Here is a 14,271-nt window from a genome sequence, read left to right as displayed (position 1 = left end):
ATGATCACGGCGCCTCGCCCGGCTCAGGGCCCTCGCCGACGGAAGGACGACCCATGGCGACCGAAGCGGCTCCGCACCCGGCCGACCCGGACCACGCGCGCATCCCCGGCACACCGGCCGGGGGTACGGTCGTCCTGCTCAACGGCACGTCCAGCTCGGGCAAGTCGAGCATCGCCCGGGCGCTTCTGGAGGTGCTCGACGGCACCTGGTTCCACATGCCCGTCGACACCTTCCACGCCATGCGCGGCGGCCGACCGGTCGCCGGCGCGGACCTCCCGGCCGAGATCGACCGCACCGTCAAGGGCTTCCACCGCGCCGTCGCGGGGATGGCGGCGGGCGGCAACAACCTCGTCGTGGACCATCCGCTCAGCCGCCGCTGGCGGTTGCTCGACCTGCTGGGCCTCTTGGTGCCCGAAGACACCGTCCTGGTCGCGGTCCGCTGCCCCCTGCCCGAGCTGGAGCGCCGGGAGCGCGCCCGGGGCGACCGGCAGCCGGGGCTGGCCGCCCTGCAGTACGAGCACGTCCACGCGCACGGGCCGCACGACGTCGAGGTGGACAGCAGCGTCCTGTCCCCGCGTGAATGCGCCCTGCGCATCAGCGACTTCATGGGGGACCGGCCGCGCCCCACCGCCTTCGAGAGGCTCCGGGCGGCATCGCGCGACGGGGAGTGACCCCGATCGGCGGGCCGAGGCGTACCGCGCCCCGGCCGCGGGCCGTCCGGGACGGCGCACCACGCGGCGGCCGGAGCGGAGGGTCCGGGCGCCGCGCGCACTCGATCGGCTACTCGCCGCGGAAGACGGCCTTGCTCACCTCGGCGGGATTCTGGAACTCCTTCTTCCCGAGATGCGCGATGCGCTCGGTGACCTCCTTCGGCGCGTGGTTGTCCTCGGCGACCTTCCGGAGGCGGGCGGAGTCGCACGGGTACTCCGCTCCGGACAGGGCCTTCTGCAGATCGGTGGGGCTGACACCCGCCATGGTTCCTCCAGAGCGGTGGGAAGGGTTCTGCGGTCGTCCGGCGCGCGCATCGTGCCGGACCGCCCAGGTACCCCGACCCGTGGTGCCGGATTCATCCTGGTTCCTCCCGTCATGGGATCCGATGCGGGCGGGTACTCGGGATGTCCGCACAGGCACACGAGAGGTGTGGAGGCACCGGGATGGCCGAGCAGACCCCCTCGCAGGCCGAGGGCGAACGCGACGACGACACGACGGCGGCCGGACCGCCGCGCACCACTCCCTCACAGGCCGAGGGCGAGCGGGACGACGACGACAACGACCGCGACGGCTCCGACGGCGACGAGTGACGACGATCGGAACGCACCGACGAGCCGGAACTCACCGGCACCGACGAGCGGAACGGACCGGCCGGCGGAACTCGGAACGAGCGGAGGAGACCTGAAGGAGGAGACCCCATGGAACGCACCGGAGTTCCCGACGTGCTGGCCGCGATCAGGGGCGTCGACTTCCCCGCCGGGAAGGACCGGCTGGTGACGGCGGCCCGTGCCGCGAGCGCGCCGGAAGAGGTGGTCAGGGCCCTGCGCGGCATGCCGCCCGAGCAGTACGCCGACCGCGAGGAGGTCGCCGGGTCGGTCCGGGTGGACCCCGCCGCGGACCTCGACCCCGAGGCCGCGCAGCGGATCGCACGGGCGCGCGAAGGCGGCAGGCCCGGACTGGCCCGGCATCTGCGCGAGGAGCCGAGGACGCCGATCCAGGAGGAGTTCGGCCGCTGAGCCGCGCGGCCCGCCCCGCCGGCCGGCCCTCACCGGCCGGCCGCGGCACCTCCCCGGAATCCGCACGCATGGCTCGAATCCGAACCGGGTACGCGAGGCGGGAGCACGCCCGGGCCCGTCCCGGCCGTGTGCCCGTACCGCCGCTACCTGGGGATCTGCCATGGAGACACCCGCGCACGACGACCAACTGCCCACGCCGGCCCAGCAGGCGCTCGACGCGCTGGCCGTGAACGCCGAGGACCAGATCGCCCTGGACACCCTCGCGCACAGCGAGGTGCTCGTCCCGGTGCCGGACGAGGCGGTGGACGGGGAGGGTGCCGACGCCTCGACCGTCGCACTGCCCGTCCTCGAACAGAGCGGTGGCGATCCGGTCGTCCCGGTCTTCACCTCGGAGGGGATGATGGCCGAGCTGCTGCCGTTCATCTCCCGCTACCGCCTGATACCGCTCGGCGCCCTGGCCTCCCAGTGGCCCGAGGAGGACCTCTCCCTCGCCATCGACGGCAGCTCCGCCCACGGGCTGACGCTCACCTCGCAGGGGGTGCGCACCCTGCTGGCCCGCTGAGCGGCCGGTGCGTACGCCGGAGCCGCGGGGCACGCGACGGTGCCCCGCGGTCCGGGTGAGGTCATCGGGCCCGTTCGGCCAGCATCCGCTCCAGCACGGCCCGCTGCAGCGGAAGTACCTCGGCGTGCAGATCGCGGCCCCTGCGGGTCAGCGCGACCCACACCCCGCGCCGGTCCTCCGCGCACACCGAGCGCTCGACCAGGCCGTCCTTCTCCAGCCGGCCGATCAGCCGGGACAGCGCGCTCTGACTGAGATGAACCCGTCCGACCAGGTTCTGCACCCGGCACTGGTCGCCCTCCGCGGGCGACTCGGCGGCGAGGATGTCCAGCACCTCGAAGTCGCTGGCGCCGAGCCCGTGCGGATGCAGGGCGCGGTCGATCTCGCACATCGTGCGCGCGTGCACGGTGAGGATGTCCCGCCACCGTTCCTCGAGCCGGGCATCGGCCGTCTTGACTGCCATACCCGCACCGTAGCACCGTTCCGGCCAATCGTTGAGTGTGCAACTAGTGCGGGTGCCGGGGGCCGGCGGCGGTTCAGGCGGCCGGGTCCTGGAGCAGGCCCACCAGGTTGCCGTCGGCGTCCCGGACGAACGCGATCAGCCGGCCGCCGCCGACGTCCTGCGCGTCCTGCAGCAGCTCGGCGCCGGCCCCCACCAGCGCGGCCAGCCGTTCCCGCAGATCGGTGACGTGCCAGTAGGGGACCGGTCCGGTCATGCCCTTGGCGTGCCCGTTCGGATCGAGACCGACGTCCTGCCCGGCGGCCTTGAAGCCGACGTAGTACGGCTCGTCCGCGTACGGCTCGACCCCCAGCAGCGCCGCGAACAGCGGCTTGGCCTTCTCCAGGTCCTTGACGGGGTAGATGATCGTCTGCAGGCCGGCGGTCATGGAACTCACTCCTCGAAGGTGGCTGCCCCGACGGCTCCCCGCCGGTGACCTCCACGCTAGGACGGGCGGGCCCGCTGCCGCTTCTCCGATCCTGACCGGTTGCGCCGACCGGGGCCCGGGCGCCGCGTCCGCGCCACGGACCGCCGGCTCAGGCCGACTCCCGGCGGACCAGTTCAGTCGGGAGGATCACCGCGGCCGGGTCCTCCCCGCCTATCTGGGCGAGCAGCACCCGCACCATCTCGTTGCTGATCCGGTCCCACGGCTGGCGGATGGTGGTGAGCGCCGGGGTCGCCGCGGTCGCCGCGGGGGAGTCGTCGAAACCGCCGACGGCGATGTCGTCCGGCACCCGCCTGCCCGCCCGGTGCAGCGCCGCCAGCACGCCCTGCGCCATCAGGTCGGAGGCGACGAACACGGCGTCCATGTCCGCGGCCCGCGCCAGCAGCAGCTCGGCGCCCGCCTCACCGCTGGAGCGGCTGTAGTCGCCGGAGACGATCAGCCGCTCGTCCACCTCGACGCCCGCCTCGGCGAGCACCTCACGGTAGCCCGCCAGCCGCTCCACACCACCGGGGGTGTCCAGCGGACCGGTCACCACACCGATCCGCCGCCGCCCCTGCGCCAGCAGGTGCCGGACCATGTCCCGGGCGCCGTCCCGGTCGTCGGCGGCCACGTAACTCACCTTCGAGCCCATCCCGATGGGCTTGCCGCAGGCGACCAGGGGCACGCCCGCGTCCCGCAGCTCCTCGGCGACCGGGTCACCCGAGTGGCTGGAGACCAGGAGCACCCCGTCGACGTGCCCGGCGGTGATGTAGCGCGTGATCCGGCGCCGTTCGTCCTCCGTGCCCGCCAGCATCAGCAGCAGCGGGATGTCGTGCGCGGCCAGCGCCTGGGTGCAACCGCGCAGCAGGACATTGAAGTTGGGGTCCTCGAAGAACCGCTCCTGCGGCTCGGTCAGCAGGAAGCCGACGGAGTCGGAGCGGCCGGTGATCAGCGAACGGGCGTGCCGGTTCACGACGTAGCCGGTCTTCTTGATGGCGGCGTCGACCGACTCCCGCGCGGCGGGGCTGACGTAGTGGCCGCCGTTGAGCACGCGCGAGACGGTGCCTCGTGAGACCCCCGCCTCGCGCGCGACGTCGTGGATCGTCGGCGGTTTGCGCCGGGCCCCCGAATTGCTCATGGTCATGACTTTACGGCCCCGGACAGCAGATCAAGGCTCCAGAACCGCTGGATGACCAGGAACAGGACGATCAGCGGCAGCACCGCGAGGAACGCGCCCGTGATCACCAGGGTGTACAGCGCGGGGGTGTTGGAGCCCTGCTCCAGCAGCGTGTACAGACCCAGCGTGAGCGGGAACTTCTCGTCGTCGCTGAGCACGATGTACGGCAGCAGGAAGTTGTTCCACACGGCCACGAACTGGAAGAGGAACACGGTGACCATGCCGGGGATCATCATCGGCAGTGCGATCCGGGTGAAGATCCGCCACTCGCTCGCCCCGTCCATCCGGCCGGCCTCCACCACGTCGGCGGGCACGGCCGCGGCCGCGTAGATCCGGGAGAGGTAGACCCCGTACGGCGAGAGGATCTGCGGCAGCAGCACGGAGAGACAGGAGTCCGTGAGGTCGGCCTTCGCCAGCAGCAGGTACTGCGGGATCGCCAGGATCACCGGCGGCATCAGCACGCCCGCGAGCAGGACGTTGAACATCGCCTCGCGGCCCCGGAAGCGGTACGTCGCCAGCGCGTAGCCGCTGAACGCGGAGACGGCGGTCGACAGCAGCGCGCCGAGCCCGGCGTACAGCGCGGAGTTGCCCATCCAGGACCAGTAGATGCCGTCGCGGTAGGCGTTCAGGTCCCGGATGTTGCCGGTGAAGCCGGTGCCGGGCAGGAAGGTGAAGGTGGAGAACAGCTCCCGCCCGGACTTGGTGGACGCGATGACCACCCAGGCGACCGGCAGCAGCGTGTAGACCGCGCCGAGCAGCAGGGTCAGGGTCGGCACCAGCGCGATCCCGCGGCGCGCGCCGGGGGCGGCGGGAGGCCCCTGGGCCGTACCCGGCGTGGTCCCCGCGGTCGGTGCCGCCTTGCGGACGGCGAGAGAACTCATCGTGCTTCCTCTTGCTTGTTGCGGCGGTTCGCGGCCCGCAGGAAGGCGAAGGACAGCACCAGGGTGGCCAGCGCGATCAGCGTCGCCTCGGCGGCGGCCGCGTAGATGTCGCCCCGGTGGAAGGCGTCCTGGTACACCTTCATCAGCGGACTCCAGCTCGTGTCGACCGAGTTGGTGAGCGGCTTGAGGGTGGTCGGCTCGTTGAACACCTGGAGCGTCGCGATGATCGAGAAGAAGAAGGTCAGCACCAGCGAGGGCGCGACCATCGGGATCTTGATCCGCAGCGCGATCTGCAGCGGGGTGGCCCCGTCCAGCTTCGCCGCCTCGTACACCTCGGCCGGGATGGAGCGCAGTGAGGTGTAGATGACGATCATGTTGAACCCGGTGCCGCCCCAGACCGCGATGTTCGACAGGGCGAGGTACAGCGGACCGCCGTCCAGCAGATCCGGCTGCGGCAGGTCCAGCCGGTCGAGCACGAAGTAGAACGGGCTGACGTCCGGCAGGTACAGGAAGCCCCACATCAGCGCGGCCACCACACCGGGGATGGCGTACGGCAGGAAGATCGCCAGCCGGGTGACCGGGGTGAACCGCACCCGGTCGGTGTCGAGCATCAGCGCGAACAGCAGGGCGAGGCCGAGCATCACCGGGATCACGATGCAGCCGTAACCGAGCACCCGCAGCGCCCCGTGCAGCAGCTCGCTGTCCCGGAGCGCCCCGGTGTAGTTCTCGAAGCCGGCCCAGACCTCGCTGCGGGCGCCGGCGCCGAGCCCCAGCCCGGAGACGCGCACCTTGCGGAAGCTGAGCCAGACCGCGTAGCCGATGGGCAGGGCGAAGAACAGCAGGAACAGGACCGTGGCGGGGAGGAGGAAGCCGTACGGGGCCCCCTTGACCCCGTACGGCCTCCGGCTCGTGGTGCTGGTCACCGCGAGACCCCGAAGCCCTGCTTCTTCAAGTCGGCGACCGTGGCGTCCTGCATCGTGTTCAGGGCGGCGGCGAAGTCCGACTTGTTCTTGGCGGCGGCGCCGAACGCGTCGTTGAAGGTGGCGTAGGCGACGTTCACGTTCGGGCCCCAGGCGGACGGCGCGGTGGTCTTCGCGATGCCGGCGGCCTTGGTGTAGAAGTCCGCCTGGTTGGAGAAGAACGCCGGCGGGTTGGAGAAGGCGCCGCTGAGCTGCGCCGAGGTGGAGGCCGGGTAGATGCCGCCCTCCTTGGCCAGCGCGTTGAGGGCGGCGCCGTCGGTGTTCAGCCACGCGGCGAACTCGGCGGCGGCCGCCCGGTGCGCGGAGTCGGTGGTCACCGCGGTGGAGGAGCCGCCCCAGCTTCCGGTGGCCTCCTGGTCGAGCGACCACTGGGGGAGCGGGGCCATGGCCCACTTGCCCTTGGTGTCCGGCGCGGCCGTGGTGAGCGTGCCCGGCGCCCACACGGCGCTGACCCAGGCGATCTGCTTGCCGGTGTCGAGCGCCTTGTTCCAGGCCGGCTGGTACATCGGCTGGTTGTCGATCGCGCCCTCCTTGACCAGGCCGCCCCAGAACTTCGCGACCTTCTGGGTGGCCGCGTCGTCGATCGAGACCTTCCACTTGTCACCGGAGGTGGTCCACCACTTGGCGCCGGCCTGCTGCGCGAGACCCGCGAAGAGGCCCGAGTCGTTGGCGGAGAAGGTGGTCAGGTACTTGTCCGGCGCCTTCCTGCGCAGCGCGCGGGCGGTCTCGGCGAACTGCTCCCAGGTGGTGGGGACCTTCAGCCCGTACTCCTTGAACAGGTCCGCGCGGTAGTAGAACATCATCGGGCCGATGTCCTGCGGAACCGCGTAGACGGCGTCCGTGCCCAGTGTGGCCTGCTGCCAGACGACGCCGGCGAACTTGCCCTTGATGTCGCCGACGTCCTCGGATATGTCGGCCAGCGCGTCGTTGCTGACCAGCGTCGGCAGCGCCTGGTACTCGGCCTGCACCAGGTCCGGCGCCTTCCTGGCTTTGTGCGCGGTGAGGATCTTGGTGACCAGGGCGTCGCCGGAGGCCTGCTTCTTCACCGTGACGGTGATGTGCTCCTTCTTGCCCGGCCCCTTGTTCCACAGGTCCACGACCTTGTCCATGCCGGGCGCCCAGGTCCAGTAGGTCAGCGAGACCGGGCCGGACTCGGCCTTGGCGTCGCCGTCGGACGAGCCGCAGGCGGCGAGGGTGGTGGCGCCGAGCGAGACGGCGAGTGCGGTTGTCACGAGGCGACGGCGCTTCGTGTGCGGCATGGATCTCTCCCCTGACCTGGGTCCCCGCCCGCTGCGGGGACCTGCCATGCAGATGTGATCGTTCACATGACCTGGGTCCCTTCACGTCGAAAGGCCCTGCCACGCTTCTGTGAGCGTTCACAGTAGAGAAACATCCCGGACACTTGTCAATGGTTGTTGCTGTGCGGTTATGTTGGGATCGCACCGTCGATGTTGTGTGTGCACGTTCCCAAATGATCGATTCAAACGGGAGAGATCCATGCCGGACATCAGCCCCAGGGGCCTCACCAGGCTCGCCTTCGGCGGGGACTACAACCCCGAGCAGTGGCCGGAGCACGTCTGGCAGGAGGACGTCCGGCTGATGCGCGAGGCCGGCGTGACGATGGTCAGCGTCGGCATCTTCTCCTGGGCCCTGCTGGAGCCCGCGCCCGGCGAGTACCACTTCGGCTGGCTGGACCGGGTCCTCGGCCTGCTGCACGAGAACGGCATCCGGGTCGACCTCGGCACCCCCACCGTGGTGCCCCCCGCCTGGTTCTACCGGGCCCACCCCGAGGCGCTGCCGGTCACCGCGGAGGGCGTGCGCTACGAGTTCGGCTCACGCGGCGCGATCTGCCACAGCGACCCCGACTACCGCGCCGCCGCCGCGAACATCACCACCCGGCTCGCCGAACGCTACGGCGACCACCCCGCCCTGGCCCTGTGGCACGTGCACAACGAGTACGGCGTCCCCGTCTCCGCCTGCTACTGCGACACCTGCGCCGCTCACTTCCGCCGCTGGCTCGCCGGCACGTACGGCGACGTGGAGGCGGTCAACGAGGCCTGGGGAACCGCCTTCTGGGGCCAGCGCTACACCGGCCTGGAGCAGATCAACCCGCCCCGGGCCACCCCGACCGCGGGCAACCCCGGGCAGGCGCTGGACTACCGGCGGTTCGCCGACGCCACCATCCGTGAGAACTTCCGCGCCGAGCGGGACATTCTGCACCGCCTGTCGCCGGGCGTGCCGGTGACCACCAACTTCATGACCGCGCTCAGCCAGTGCGACTCGATGGACTACTGGGCCTGGGGCCGCGAGGTCGACCTCGTCACCAACGACCACTACCTGATCACCGACGGCCGCCGCACCCATGTCAACCTGGCGATGGCCGCGGACCTCACCCGCTCCGTGGCCGGCGGCGCCCCCTGGCTGCTGCTGGAGCACTCCACCTCGGGCGTCAACTGGCAGCCCCGCAACCCCGCCAAGGCGCCGGGGCAGATGGCCCGCAACTCCCTCTCCCACGTGGCCCGCGGCTCCGACGGCGCCATGTTCTTCCAGTGGCGACAGTCCCGGCGCGGCGCCGAGAAGTTCCACTCGGCGATGCTCCCGCACGGCGGCACCGACACCCGCGTCTGGCGGGAGGTGGTCGAACTCGGCGCGGCCGTCGACTCGCTGGCCGCGATCCGGGGCACCCGCACCGAGGCCGACGCCGCCCTGCTGTGGGACTGGCAGTCCTGGTGGGCGCAGTCCCTCGACTGGCGGCCCAGTGAGGACCACGATCCGCGCGAGCGCGCCGACTCCTTCTACGAGGCCCTCTACGACCACCACCTCACCGTCGACTTCGCCCACCCGGAAGCCGACTTGTCGGCCTATCCCCTTGTCGTCGTACCGGCCCTGTACCTGATGACCGAGGCGGCCGGGCGCAACCTCAGGGAGTACGTCGAACACGGCGGCACGCTCGTGGTCTCGTACTTCTCCGGCATCGTCGACCAGCACGACGCCGTCCACGAGGGCGCCTGTCCGGGGGCGCTGCGGGACGTCCTCGGACTGACGGTGGAGGAGTTCTCACCGCTGCTGCACGGCGAACGGGTGCGCCTGACCGGGCCCGACGGCACCACGCCCGACGGCACCCGGCCGGACGGCTCCGGGTCGGACGGCTCCGGCATCACCGGTGACGTCTGGACCGAGTTCGTGGTGCCGCGCGGCGCCGAGACCGTGTGGACCTACGCCGACGGCCTCACCGCGGGGCGCCCGGCCGTCACCCGGCACCGGCTGGGCGAGGGCACCGCCTGGTACGTCTCCACCCGCCTGGACGCCGGCGGCCTCGCCGCGCTCGTCGGCCTGGCCGCGGACGACGCCCGGATCGCCCCGCGCGCCGATTTGCCCCGGGACGTCGAGGTCGTCCGCCGCGCCGGCGAGTCCGGCACCTACCTGTTCGCCGTGAACCACACGGCCACCGACGCCAAGGTGCCGCTGGACGTGCCCGGCACCGAGCTGCTGACGGGCGAACGCGCCGCGGGCCGCCTGCCGGTCCCTGCGGGAGCCGTCCGGGTCGTACGGCTCGACGGCTGAGCCTGCTCCCCTCCGCCCGTGCGAGCCGTGGGTGCCGCGGGCGGAGGGGTTCTCTCGCGGGCCCAGGAGTCCGGATCCCGGAGTCCGGAGCCCGCCGGAGAAGCCTTCCCGACCCACTCACGTCGAAGGGACGACGGACGATGAAGTTCCATCCCGGACGCACCATCAGAGCCCTGCTGCTGCCGCTCGCGGCCGGGCTCGCCCTCACCGCCCTGCCCGCGCAGAGCGCCCAGGCCGCGAGCACCCTCAGCAACGGCGGCTTCGAGACGGGCGGTTCCGGCATGGCCGTGCCCGCCGGCTGGTCCGAGTACGGCGACACCGGCGCCTCGTACACCGAGTCCGGCGGCCACGGCGGCGGATACCGCCTCACCCACTACGCGGCCGCCGCCTACAAGGTGGAGACGTACCAGTACCTGTCCGGACTGGCCGACGGGAACCACGTGCTCAGTGCGTGGGTCCGGTCCGGCGGCGGGCAGAACGCGGCCTACCTGGCGCTCCGGAACTGCGGGAGCGCCGAGCAGCGCACCGACCTGCCGGTCTCCTCCAGTGGGTGGATACGCATCGTCACCCCCGTCAAGGTGACCGGCGGCCAGTGCACCATCAGCGTCAACAGCGACGCGAACGCCGGCGACTGGATCAACGTCGACGACCTGACCTTCACCCCCGGAACCACCGGCACCTCCGTCCACGGCGCCGACATCTCCTCCCTCGCCAAGAGCGAGGCCAGGGGCGGGGTGTACCGGACGAGTTCCGGCACCGCCGGTGACGCCCTCTCCGTACTCAAGTCGTACGGCATGAACTACGCACGGCTGAAGGTCTGGGTGAACCCGGCCGACGGCTACAACAACAAGGCGCGCGTGCCGGCCATGGCCAAGCGGATCAAGGCGCGGGGCATGAAGCTGCTCGTCGACTTCCACTACTCGGACACCTGGGCCGACCCCGGTGCCCAGGCCAAGCCGGCCGCCTGGGCGGGCCACTCCTACGCCCGGCTCAAGGCGGACGTGTACCACCACACGTACGACGTGCTGAACGCCCTGAAGGCGCAGGGCACCACCGCCGACATGGTCCAGGTCGGCAACGAGATCAACGGCGGCATGCTGTGGAACGAGGGCTCCACGGACAACTGGACCCAGCTCGCCGGACTGATCGACTCCGGCTACGGCGCCGCCAAGGCGGTCAGCCCGTCGACGGTCGTCGCGCTGCATCTCGCCAAGGGCGGTGACAGGGCGGGCACCGAGTGGTGGTTCGACAACGCCGTCGCCCAGGGCCTGAAGTTCGATGCGATCGGGCTGTCGTACTACGGCTACTGGCACGGCCCGCTCGCCGACTTCCAGACCACTCTGGACGACGCGGCCGCCCGCTACGGCAAGCCCGTGTTCGTCGCCGAGACCGCCTGTCCCTTCCGCCTCGACAGCGACGACCCGCTCACCGACCAGATCGACACCACCGGCGAGCTGGTCCCCGGCTATCCGGCGACCGTGGCCGGCCAGAGCAAGTGGATGAACGACGTGGCGAGCATCGTGGAGGCCGTGCCGGGCGGCCGCGGCCTCGGCGTCTTCTACTGGGAGGCGACCTGGACGGCCGTCACCGGCAACGGCTGGGACCCGGCCGACGCCTCCTCCGGCAACGGTTGGGAGAACCAGGCCCTGTTCGGCTACGACGACCGGGCGCTGTCCTCGATGACATGGTTCGGCCACCGCTGATCCACCCCTGAACCACGCCTGACGGGGCCCGGCCGTGAATGACGGCCGGGCCCCGCCGCGTATCCGTGAAATCCTGTCGTGGCAAAGGCCGTTCGGTACCGGTCAGGGGCCGGCGAGTCCCGTACGGGACGTGTCCGGCTGCGTCAGAGTGGGAACACCGCGCACGAGGAGGCCGGGGACGGAGGCGGGACGGATGACGGGAACTCCCTCGGGCCGCGTACGGCAGACCATCCTTGACTGGCTCAAGGACCCGGCGGCGCACTTCCCGGCCCGGCGCGGGAGCGGCGACCCGGCCGAGGCGGGCGTCACCGCGCGGGCCGTGGCCGCCAAGCTGGGCGTGCCCCGCCGGACCGCCGCCGCCCACCTCGACCTGCTGGCCCGCCTGGGCCTCCTGCGCACCCGGCGGATCCGGTGCCGCACCCACTACCGGCGTGACGAGATCCGTATCGCCGAGGTGGCCCGCATGTTCGAGAAGGGCTGGTGAAGACGTATGACCACAGCACTCGTCCCACTCCACTACGTCGGCCTCGGCGGCCGCGGCCCCGAGGATGTGGTGACCGACGCCGAAGGCCACGTCCTGACCGGGACGGCGGACGGCCGCGTCCTGCGGATCCGTCGTCTCGCCGAGCCGCACACGGCCCGGGTCGAGACACTGGCCGACACCGGCGGCCGCCCGCTCGGTCTGGAACCGCTCGCCGACGGCGGCCTGCTGGTGTGCGACGCGGAACGCGGCCTGCTCCGGGTCGACCCGGGCGGCGCCGTGCGGGTCCTGGCGGACTCGGTGGCGGGGGAGCCGCTGCGGGTGTGCAGCAACGCCGTCGCGCTGGACGACGGCAGTGTCTGCTTCACCGCCTCCAGCCGCCGCTACCCCCTGGACCAGTGGATCGGCGACATCGTGGAGCACACCGGCACCGGCCGGCTGCTCCGCCTCCCGCCCGGCGGCGGCGCCCCCGAAGTGCTGCTGGACGGCCTCCAGTTCGCCAACGGCCTCGCCGTGAGCGGTGACGGCACCTTCCTGATCATCGCCGAGACCGGCGCCTGCCGGCTCACCCGCTACCACCTCACCGGGCCACGCGCCGGACAGGCCGAACTCTTCGCGGACCTGCCGGGCATGCCCGACAACATGTGGCGCGAGGGCCCGGACGGCCCGGTCTGGGTGGCCCTGGCCGGGCCCCGCGTCCCTCCGCTCGACCTGCTGCACCGCACCCCGCCGGGCGCCCGCCGCGCCGCCGCCCGGGCCGCCGTCCGCGCCCCGTTCCGCCCCGGCGGCACGATCGGTGTGGTGGCGGTCGACGACCACGGCCGCACCGTGCACCACCTGAGCCGCCACCGCTCCGGCTTCCGCATGGTCACCAGCGTCTGCGTGACCGGTTCCCTGCTGGTCCTCGGCAGCTTCTGGGAGCCGGGCGTCGCCGTCTGCGCGGCTCCGGCCACCGGATGACCCGGCGGTACCCTGGTGCCCGGCCGTGATCACCCGTCGTGGTCCGGCCGAACAGGAGATCCACGAGCATGACAGCCCCGGAAGCCGAGAGCCTCCGCGCCCGCCCCGCGCAGCGGCGGCGGCCCGCCTGGCGCGCCCAGGCCCCCGTCGTCGCGGTGGTCGCCGCCGGCGGCGCCCTCGGCGCGACGGCCCGCTACGCGCTCACCCTGGCCCGGCCCGCCCCGCCCGGCGGTTTCCCCTGGGCGACCTTCTGGACCAACGTCACCGGCTGCGCCGTGATCGGCGTGTTCATGGTGCTGATCACCGACGTGTGGGCCGCCCACCGGCTGGTGCGCCCGTTCTTCGGCACCGGTGTGCTCGGCGGCTACACCACCTTCTCCACCTACGCCGTCGACATCCAGAAGCTGGCCGACGGCGGGCACCCGCGCACCGCTCTCGCGTATCTCGCCGTCACCCTGCTCGCGGCCCTCGCGGCGGTGTGGGCGGCCTCGGCCGCCGCCCGCGCCCTGCTCACCAGGAGGCAGCGATGACATCCCTCACCGGCCGGGCCCTGCGGCTGACCGTGTACATCGGCGAGGACGACACCTGGCACCACCGGCCCCTCTACTCCGAGATCGTGCACCGCGCGCACACCGCCGGCCTCGCCGGGGCCAGCGTCTTCCGGGGCGTCGAGGGCTTCGGCGCCTCCTCGCGCATCCACACCTCCCGGCTGCTGTCGCTGAGCGAGGACCTGCCCGTCGCGATCGTCGTCGTGGACACCGAGGAGCGGATCCGGGCGTTCCTGCCGCAGCTCGACGAACTGGTCGGTGAAGGGCTGGTGACCTTGGAGGACTGCGAGGTCATCCGGTACGTGGGGCGGGGCGCGGACCCGGACGGAACGGACCCGAAGGGTAAGAGGTCGTTGTGAACTGGCTGCTGGTCGTGCTGGGGGCCGTGGTCGGCGCGCCTCTGCGCTATCTCACCGACCGCGCCGTCCAGGCCAGGCACGACTCGCTCTTCCCCTGGGGCACCTTCGTGGTGAACGTCACCGGCTGCCTGGTCCTCGGTCTGCTCACCGGCGCGGCCTCCGCGGGAGCCGCAGGTCAGCACCTTCAGTTGCTGCTGGGCACCGGCCTGTGCGGGGCCCTGACGACGTACTCGACGTTCTCCTACGAGACGCTCAGGCTGACCGAGGCCGGTGCGGCCCTCTACGCTGCGGCCAACGCCGCGGCGAGCGTGGTGGCCGGTCTGGCGGCGGCCTTCGCCGGGGTGTGGCTCGCCGGCGCCCTGTGGGCGTAGCGACCGGTCCGCCGGACCGGGCATAGTAGGAACGTCTA

The 14,271-nt window shown here is 72.0% G+C and carries 18 protein-coding genes; 11 read left to right on the top strand and 7 right to left on the bottom strand.

Annotation, left to right across the window (positions count from 1 at the left end; all coding sequences use genetic code 11):
• The first annotated feature begins 53 nt into the window (after positions 1–53).
• Positions 54–671 (top strand): AAA family ATPase, encoded by a 618-nt coding sequence (locus ABZ478_RS31930; RefSeq protein ID WP_359554828.1) that lies wholly within the window; start codon positions 54–56, stop codon positions 669–671.
• Between the two features lie 109 nt (positions 672–780).
• Here ABZ478_RS31930 and ABZ478_RS31925 read toward each other — a convergent pair whose 3' ends face one another.
• Positions 781–975, bottom strand: a complete 195-nt coding sequence (locus ABZ478_RS31925; protein ID WP_359554825.1) for a DUF2795 domain-containing protein — start codon at positions 973–975, stop codon at positions 781–783.
• A 179-nt stretch (positions 976–1,154) separates the two neighbouring features.
• Here ABZ478_RS31925 and ABZ478_RS31920 point away from each other — a divergent pair, with 179 nt between their 5' ends.
• The 3 genes from ABZ478_RS31920 to ABZ478_RS31910 all read left to right on the top strand — a co-directional run bounded on the left by ABZ478_RS31920 (position 1,155) and on the right by ABZ478_RS31910 (position 2,289).
• Complete coding sequence (locus ABZ478_RS31920; protein ID WP_359554822.1) at positions 1,155–1,301, top strand: hypothetical protein; 147 nt, start codon at positions 1,155–1,157, stop codon at positions 1,299–1,301.
• Between the two features lie 108 nt (positions 1,302–1,409).
• Positions 1,410–1,727, top strand: a complete 318-nt coding sequence (locus ABZ478_RS31915) for a DUF2795 domain-containing protein (protein WP_359554819.1) — start codon at positions 1,410–1,412, stop codon at positions 1,725–1,727.
• Positions 1,728–1,887: 160 nt separating this feature from the next.
• Positions 1,888–2,289: an SseB family protein gene (locus tag ABZ478_RS31910; protein WP_359554816.1), complete on the top strand. Its 402-nt coding sequence runs from the start codon at positions 1,888–1,890 to the stop codon at positions 2,287–2,289.
• Positions 2,290–2,350: 61 nt separating this feature from the next.
• On the opposite strand, the gene ABZ478_RS31905 is transcribed toward ABZ478_RS31910, so the two are convergent.
• The 6 genes from ABZ478_RS31905 to ABZ478_RS31880 all read right to left on the bottom strand — a co-directional run bounded on the left by ABZ478_RS31905 (position 2,351) and on the right by ABZ478_RS31880 (position 7,506).
• On the bottom strand, positions 2,351–2,749 hold the full coding sequence (locus ABZ478_RS31905; protein ID WP_359554813.1) for a MarR family transcriptional regulator: 399 nt from the start codon (positions 2,747–2,749) through the stop codon (positions 2,351–2,353).
• A gap of 73 nt (positions 2,750–2,822) precedes the next feature.
• Positions 2,823–3,173: a VOC family protein gene (locus tag ABZ478_RS31900; RefSeq protein WP_359554810.1), complete on the bottom strand. Its 351-nt coding sequence runs from the start codon at positions 3,171–3,173 to the stop codon at positions 2,823–2,825.
• Between the two features lie 148 nt (positions 3,174–3,321).
• The gene (locus tag ABZ478_RS31895) at positions 3,322–4,353 is read right to left on the bottom strand and encodes a LacI family DNA-binding transcriptional regulator (RefSeq protein ID WP_359554807.1); all 1,032 of its coding nucleotides are present in this window, start codon (positions 4,351–4,353) and stop codon (positions 3,322–3,324) included.
• Entirely contained in the window at positions 4,350–5,267 is a 918-nt protein-coding gene (locus ABZ478_RS31890; RefSeq protein WP_359554804.1) for a carbohydrate ABC transporter permease, read from the bottom strand. The genes ABZ478_RS31895 and ABZ478_RS31890 overlap by 4 nt, the downstream gene beginning before the upstream one ends.
• Positions 5,264–6,190 carry a sugar ABC transporter permease gene (locus ABZ478_RS31885; RefSeq protein ID WP_359554802.1) on the bottom strand — a complete coding sequence of 309 codons (927 nt, stop codon included), beginning with the start codon at positions 6,188–6,190 and terminating at the stop codon, positions 5,264–5,266. Before ABZ478_RS31885 ends, ABZ478_RS31890 begins: the two co-directional genes overlap by 4 nt.
• Positions 6,187–7,506, bottom strand: coding sequence for an extracellular solute-binding protein (locus ABZ478_RS31880; protein ID WP_359554800.1), 1,320 nt, complete (start codon positions 7,504–7,506; stop codon positions 6,187–6,189). Before ABZ478_RS31880 ends, ABZ478_RS31885 begins: the two co-directional genes overlap by 4 nt.
• A gap of 238 nt (positions 7,507–7,744) precedes the next feature.
• Between ABZ478_RS31880 and ABZ478_RS31875 the strand changes: the two genes are divergently transcribed.
• The 7 genes from ABZ478_RS31875 (at position 7,745) to crcB (ending at position 14,233) form a co-directional block, all read left to right on the top strand.
• Entirely contained in the window at positions 7,745–9,811 is a 2,067-nt protein-coding gene (locus ABZ478_RS31875; protein WP_359554798.1) for a beta-galactosidase, read from the top strand.
• Positions 9,812–9,951: 140 nt separating this feature from the next.
• On the top strand, positions 9,952–11,514 hold the full coding sequence (locus ABZ478_RS31870; RefSeq protein WP_359554795.1) for an arabinogalactan endo-1,4-beta-galactosidase: 1,563 nt from the start codon (positions 9,952–9,954) through the stop codon (positions 11,512–11,514).
• A gap of 193 nt (positions 11,515–11,707) precedes the next feature.
• The gene (locus tag ABZ478_RS31865; protein WP_359554793.1) at positions 11,708–11,998 is read left to right on the top strand and encodes an ArsR family transcriptional regulator; all 291 of its coding nucleotides are present in this window, start codon (positions 11,708–11,710) and stop codon (positions 11,996–11,998) included.
• Positions 11,999–12,004: 6 nt separating this feature from the next.
• The gene (locus ABZ478_RS31860) at positions 12,005–12,955 is read left to right on the top strand and encodes an SMP-30/gluconolactonase/LRE family protein (RefSeq protein ID WP_359554790.1); all 951 of its coding nucleotides are present in this window, start codon (positions 12,005–12,007) and stop codon (positions 12,953–12,955) included.
• A 68-nt stretch (positions 12,956–13,023) separates the two neighbouring features.
• Positions 13,024–13,485 carry a CrcB family protein gene (locus ABZ478_RS31855; protein ID WP_359554787.1) on the top strand — a complete coding sequence of 154 codons (462 nt, stop codon included), beginning with the start codon at positions 13,024–13,026 and terminating at the stop codon, positions 13,483–13,485.
• Positions 13,482–13,862 (top strand): DUF190 domain-containing protein, encoded by a 381-nt coding sequence (locus tag ABZ478_RS31850; RefSeq protein ID WP_359554784.1) that lies wholly within the window; start codon positions 13,482–13,484, stop codon positions 13,860–13,862. Before ABZ478_RS31855 ends, ABZ478_RS31850 begins: the two co-directional genes overlap by 4 nt.
• On the top strand, positions 13,859–14,233 hold the full coding sequence (crcB, locus tag ABZ478_RS31845; protein ID WP_359554782.1) for a fluoride efflux transporter CrcB: 375 nt from the start codon (positions 13,859–13,861) through the stop codon (positions 14,231–14,233). The genes ABZ478_RS31850 and crcB overlap by 4 nt, the downstream gene beginning before the upstream one ends.
• Positions 14,234–14,271: the final 38 nt, after the last annotated feature.

The organism is Streptomyces sp. NPDC005706 (assembly GCF_040631045.1).
In the GTDB taxonomy this organism is placed as follows: Bacteria; Actinomycetota; Actinomycetes; order Streptomycetales; family Streptomycetaceae; genus Streptomyces.
The sequence above is the reverse complement of the archived record's forward strand: the minus strand, read 5'-3'. Positions and strand labels throughout refer to the sequence as shown.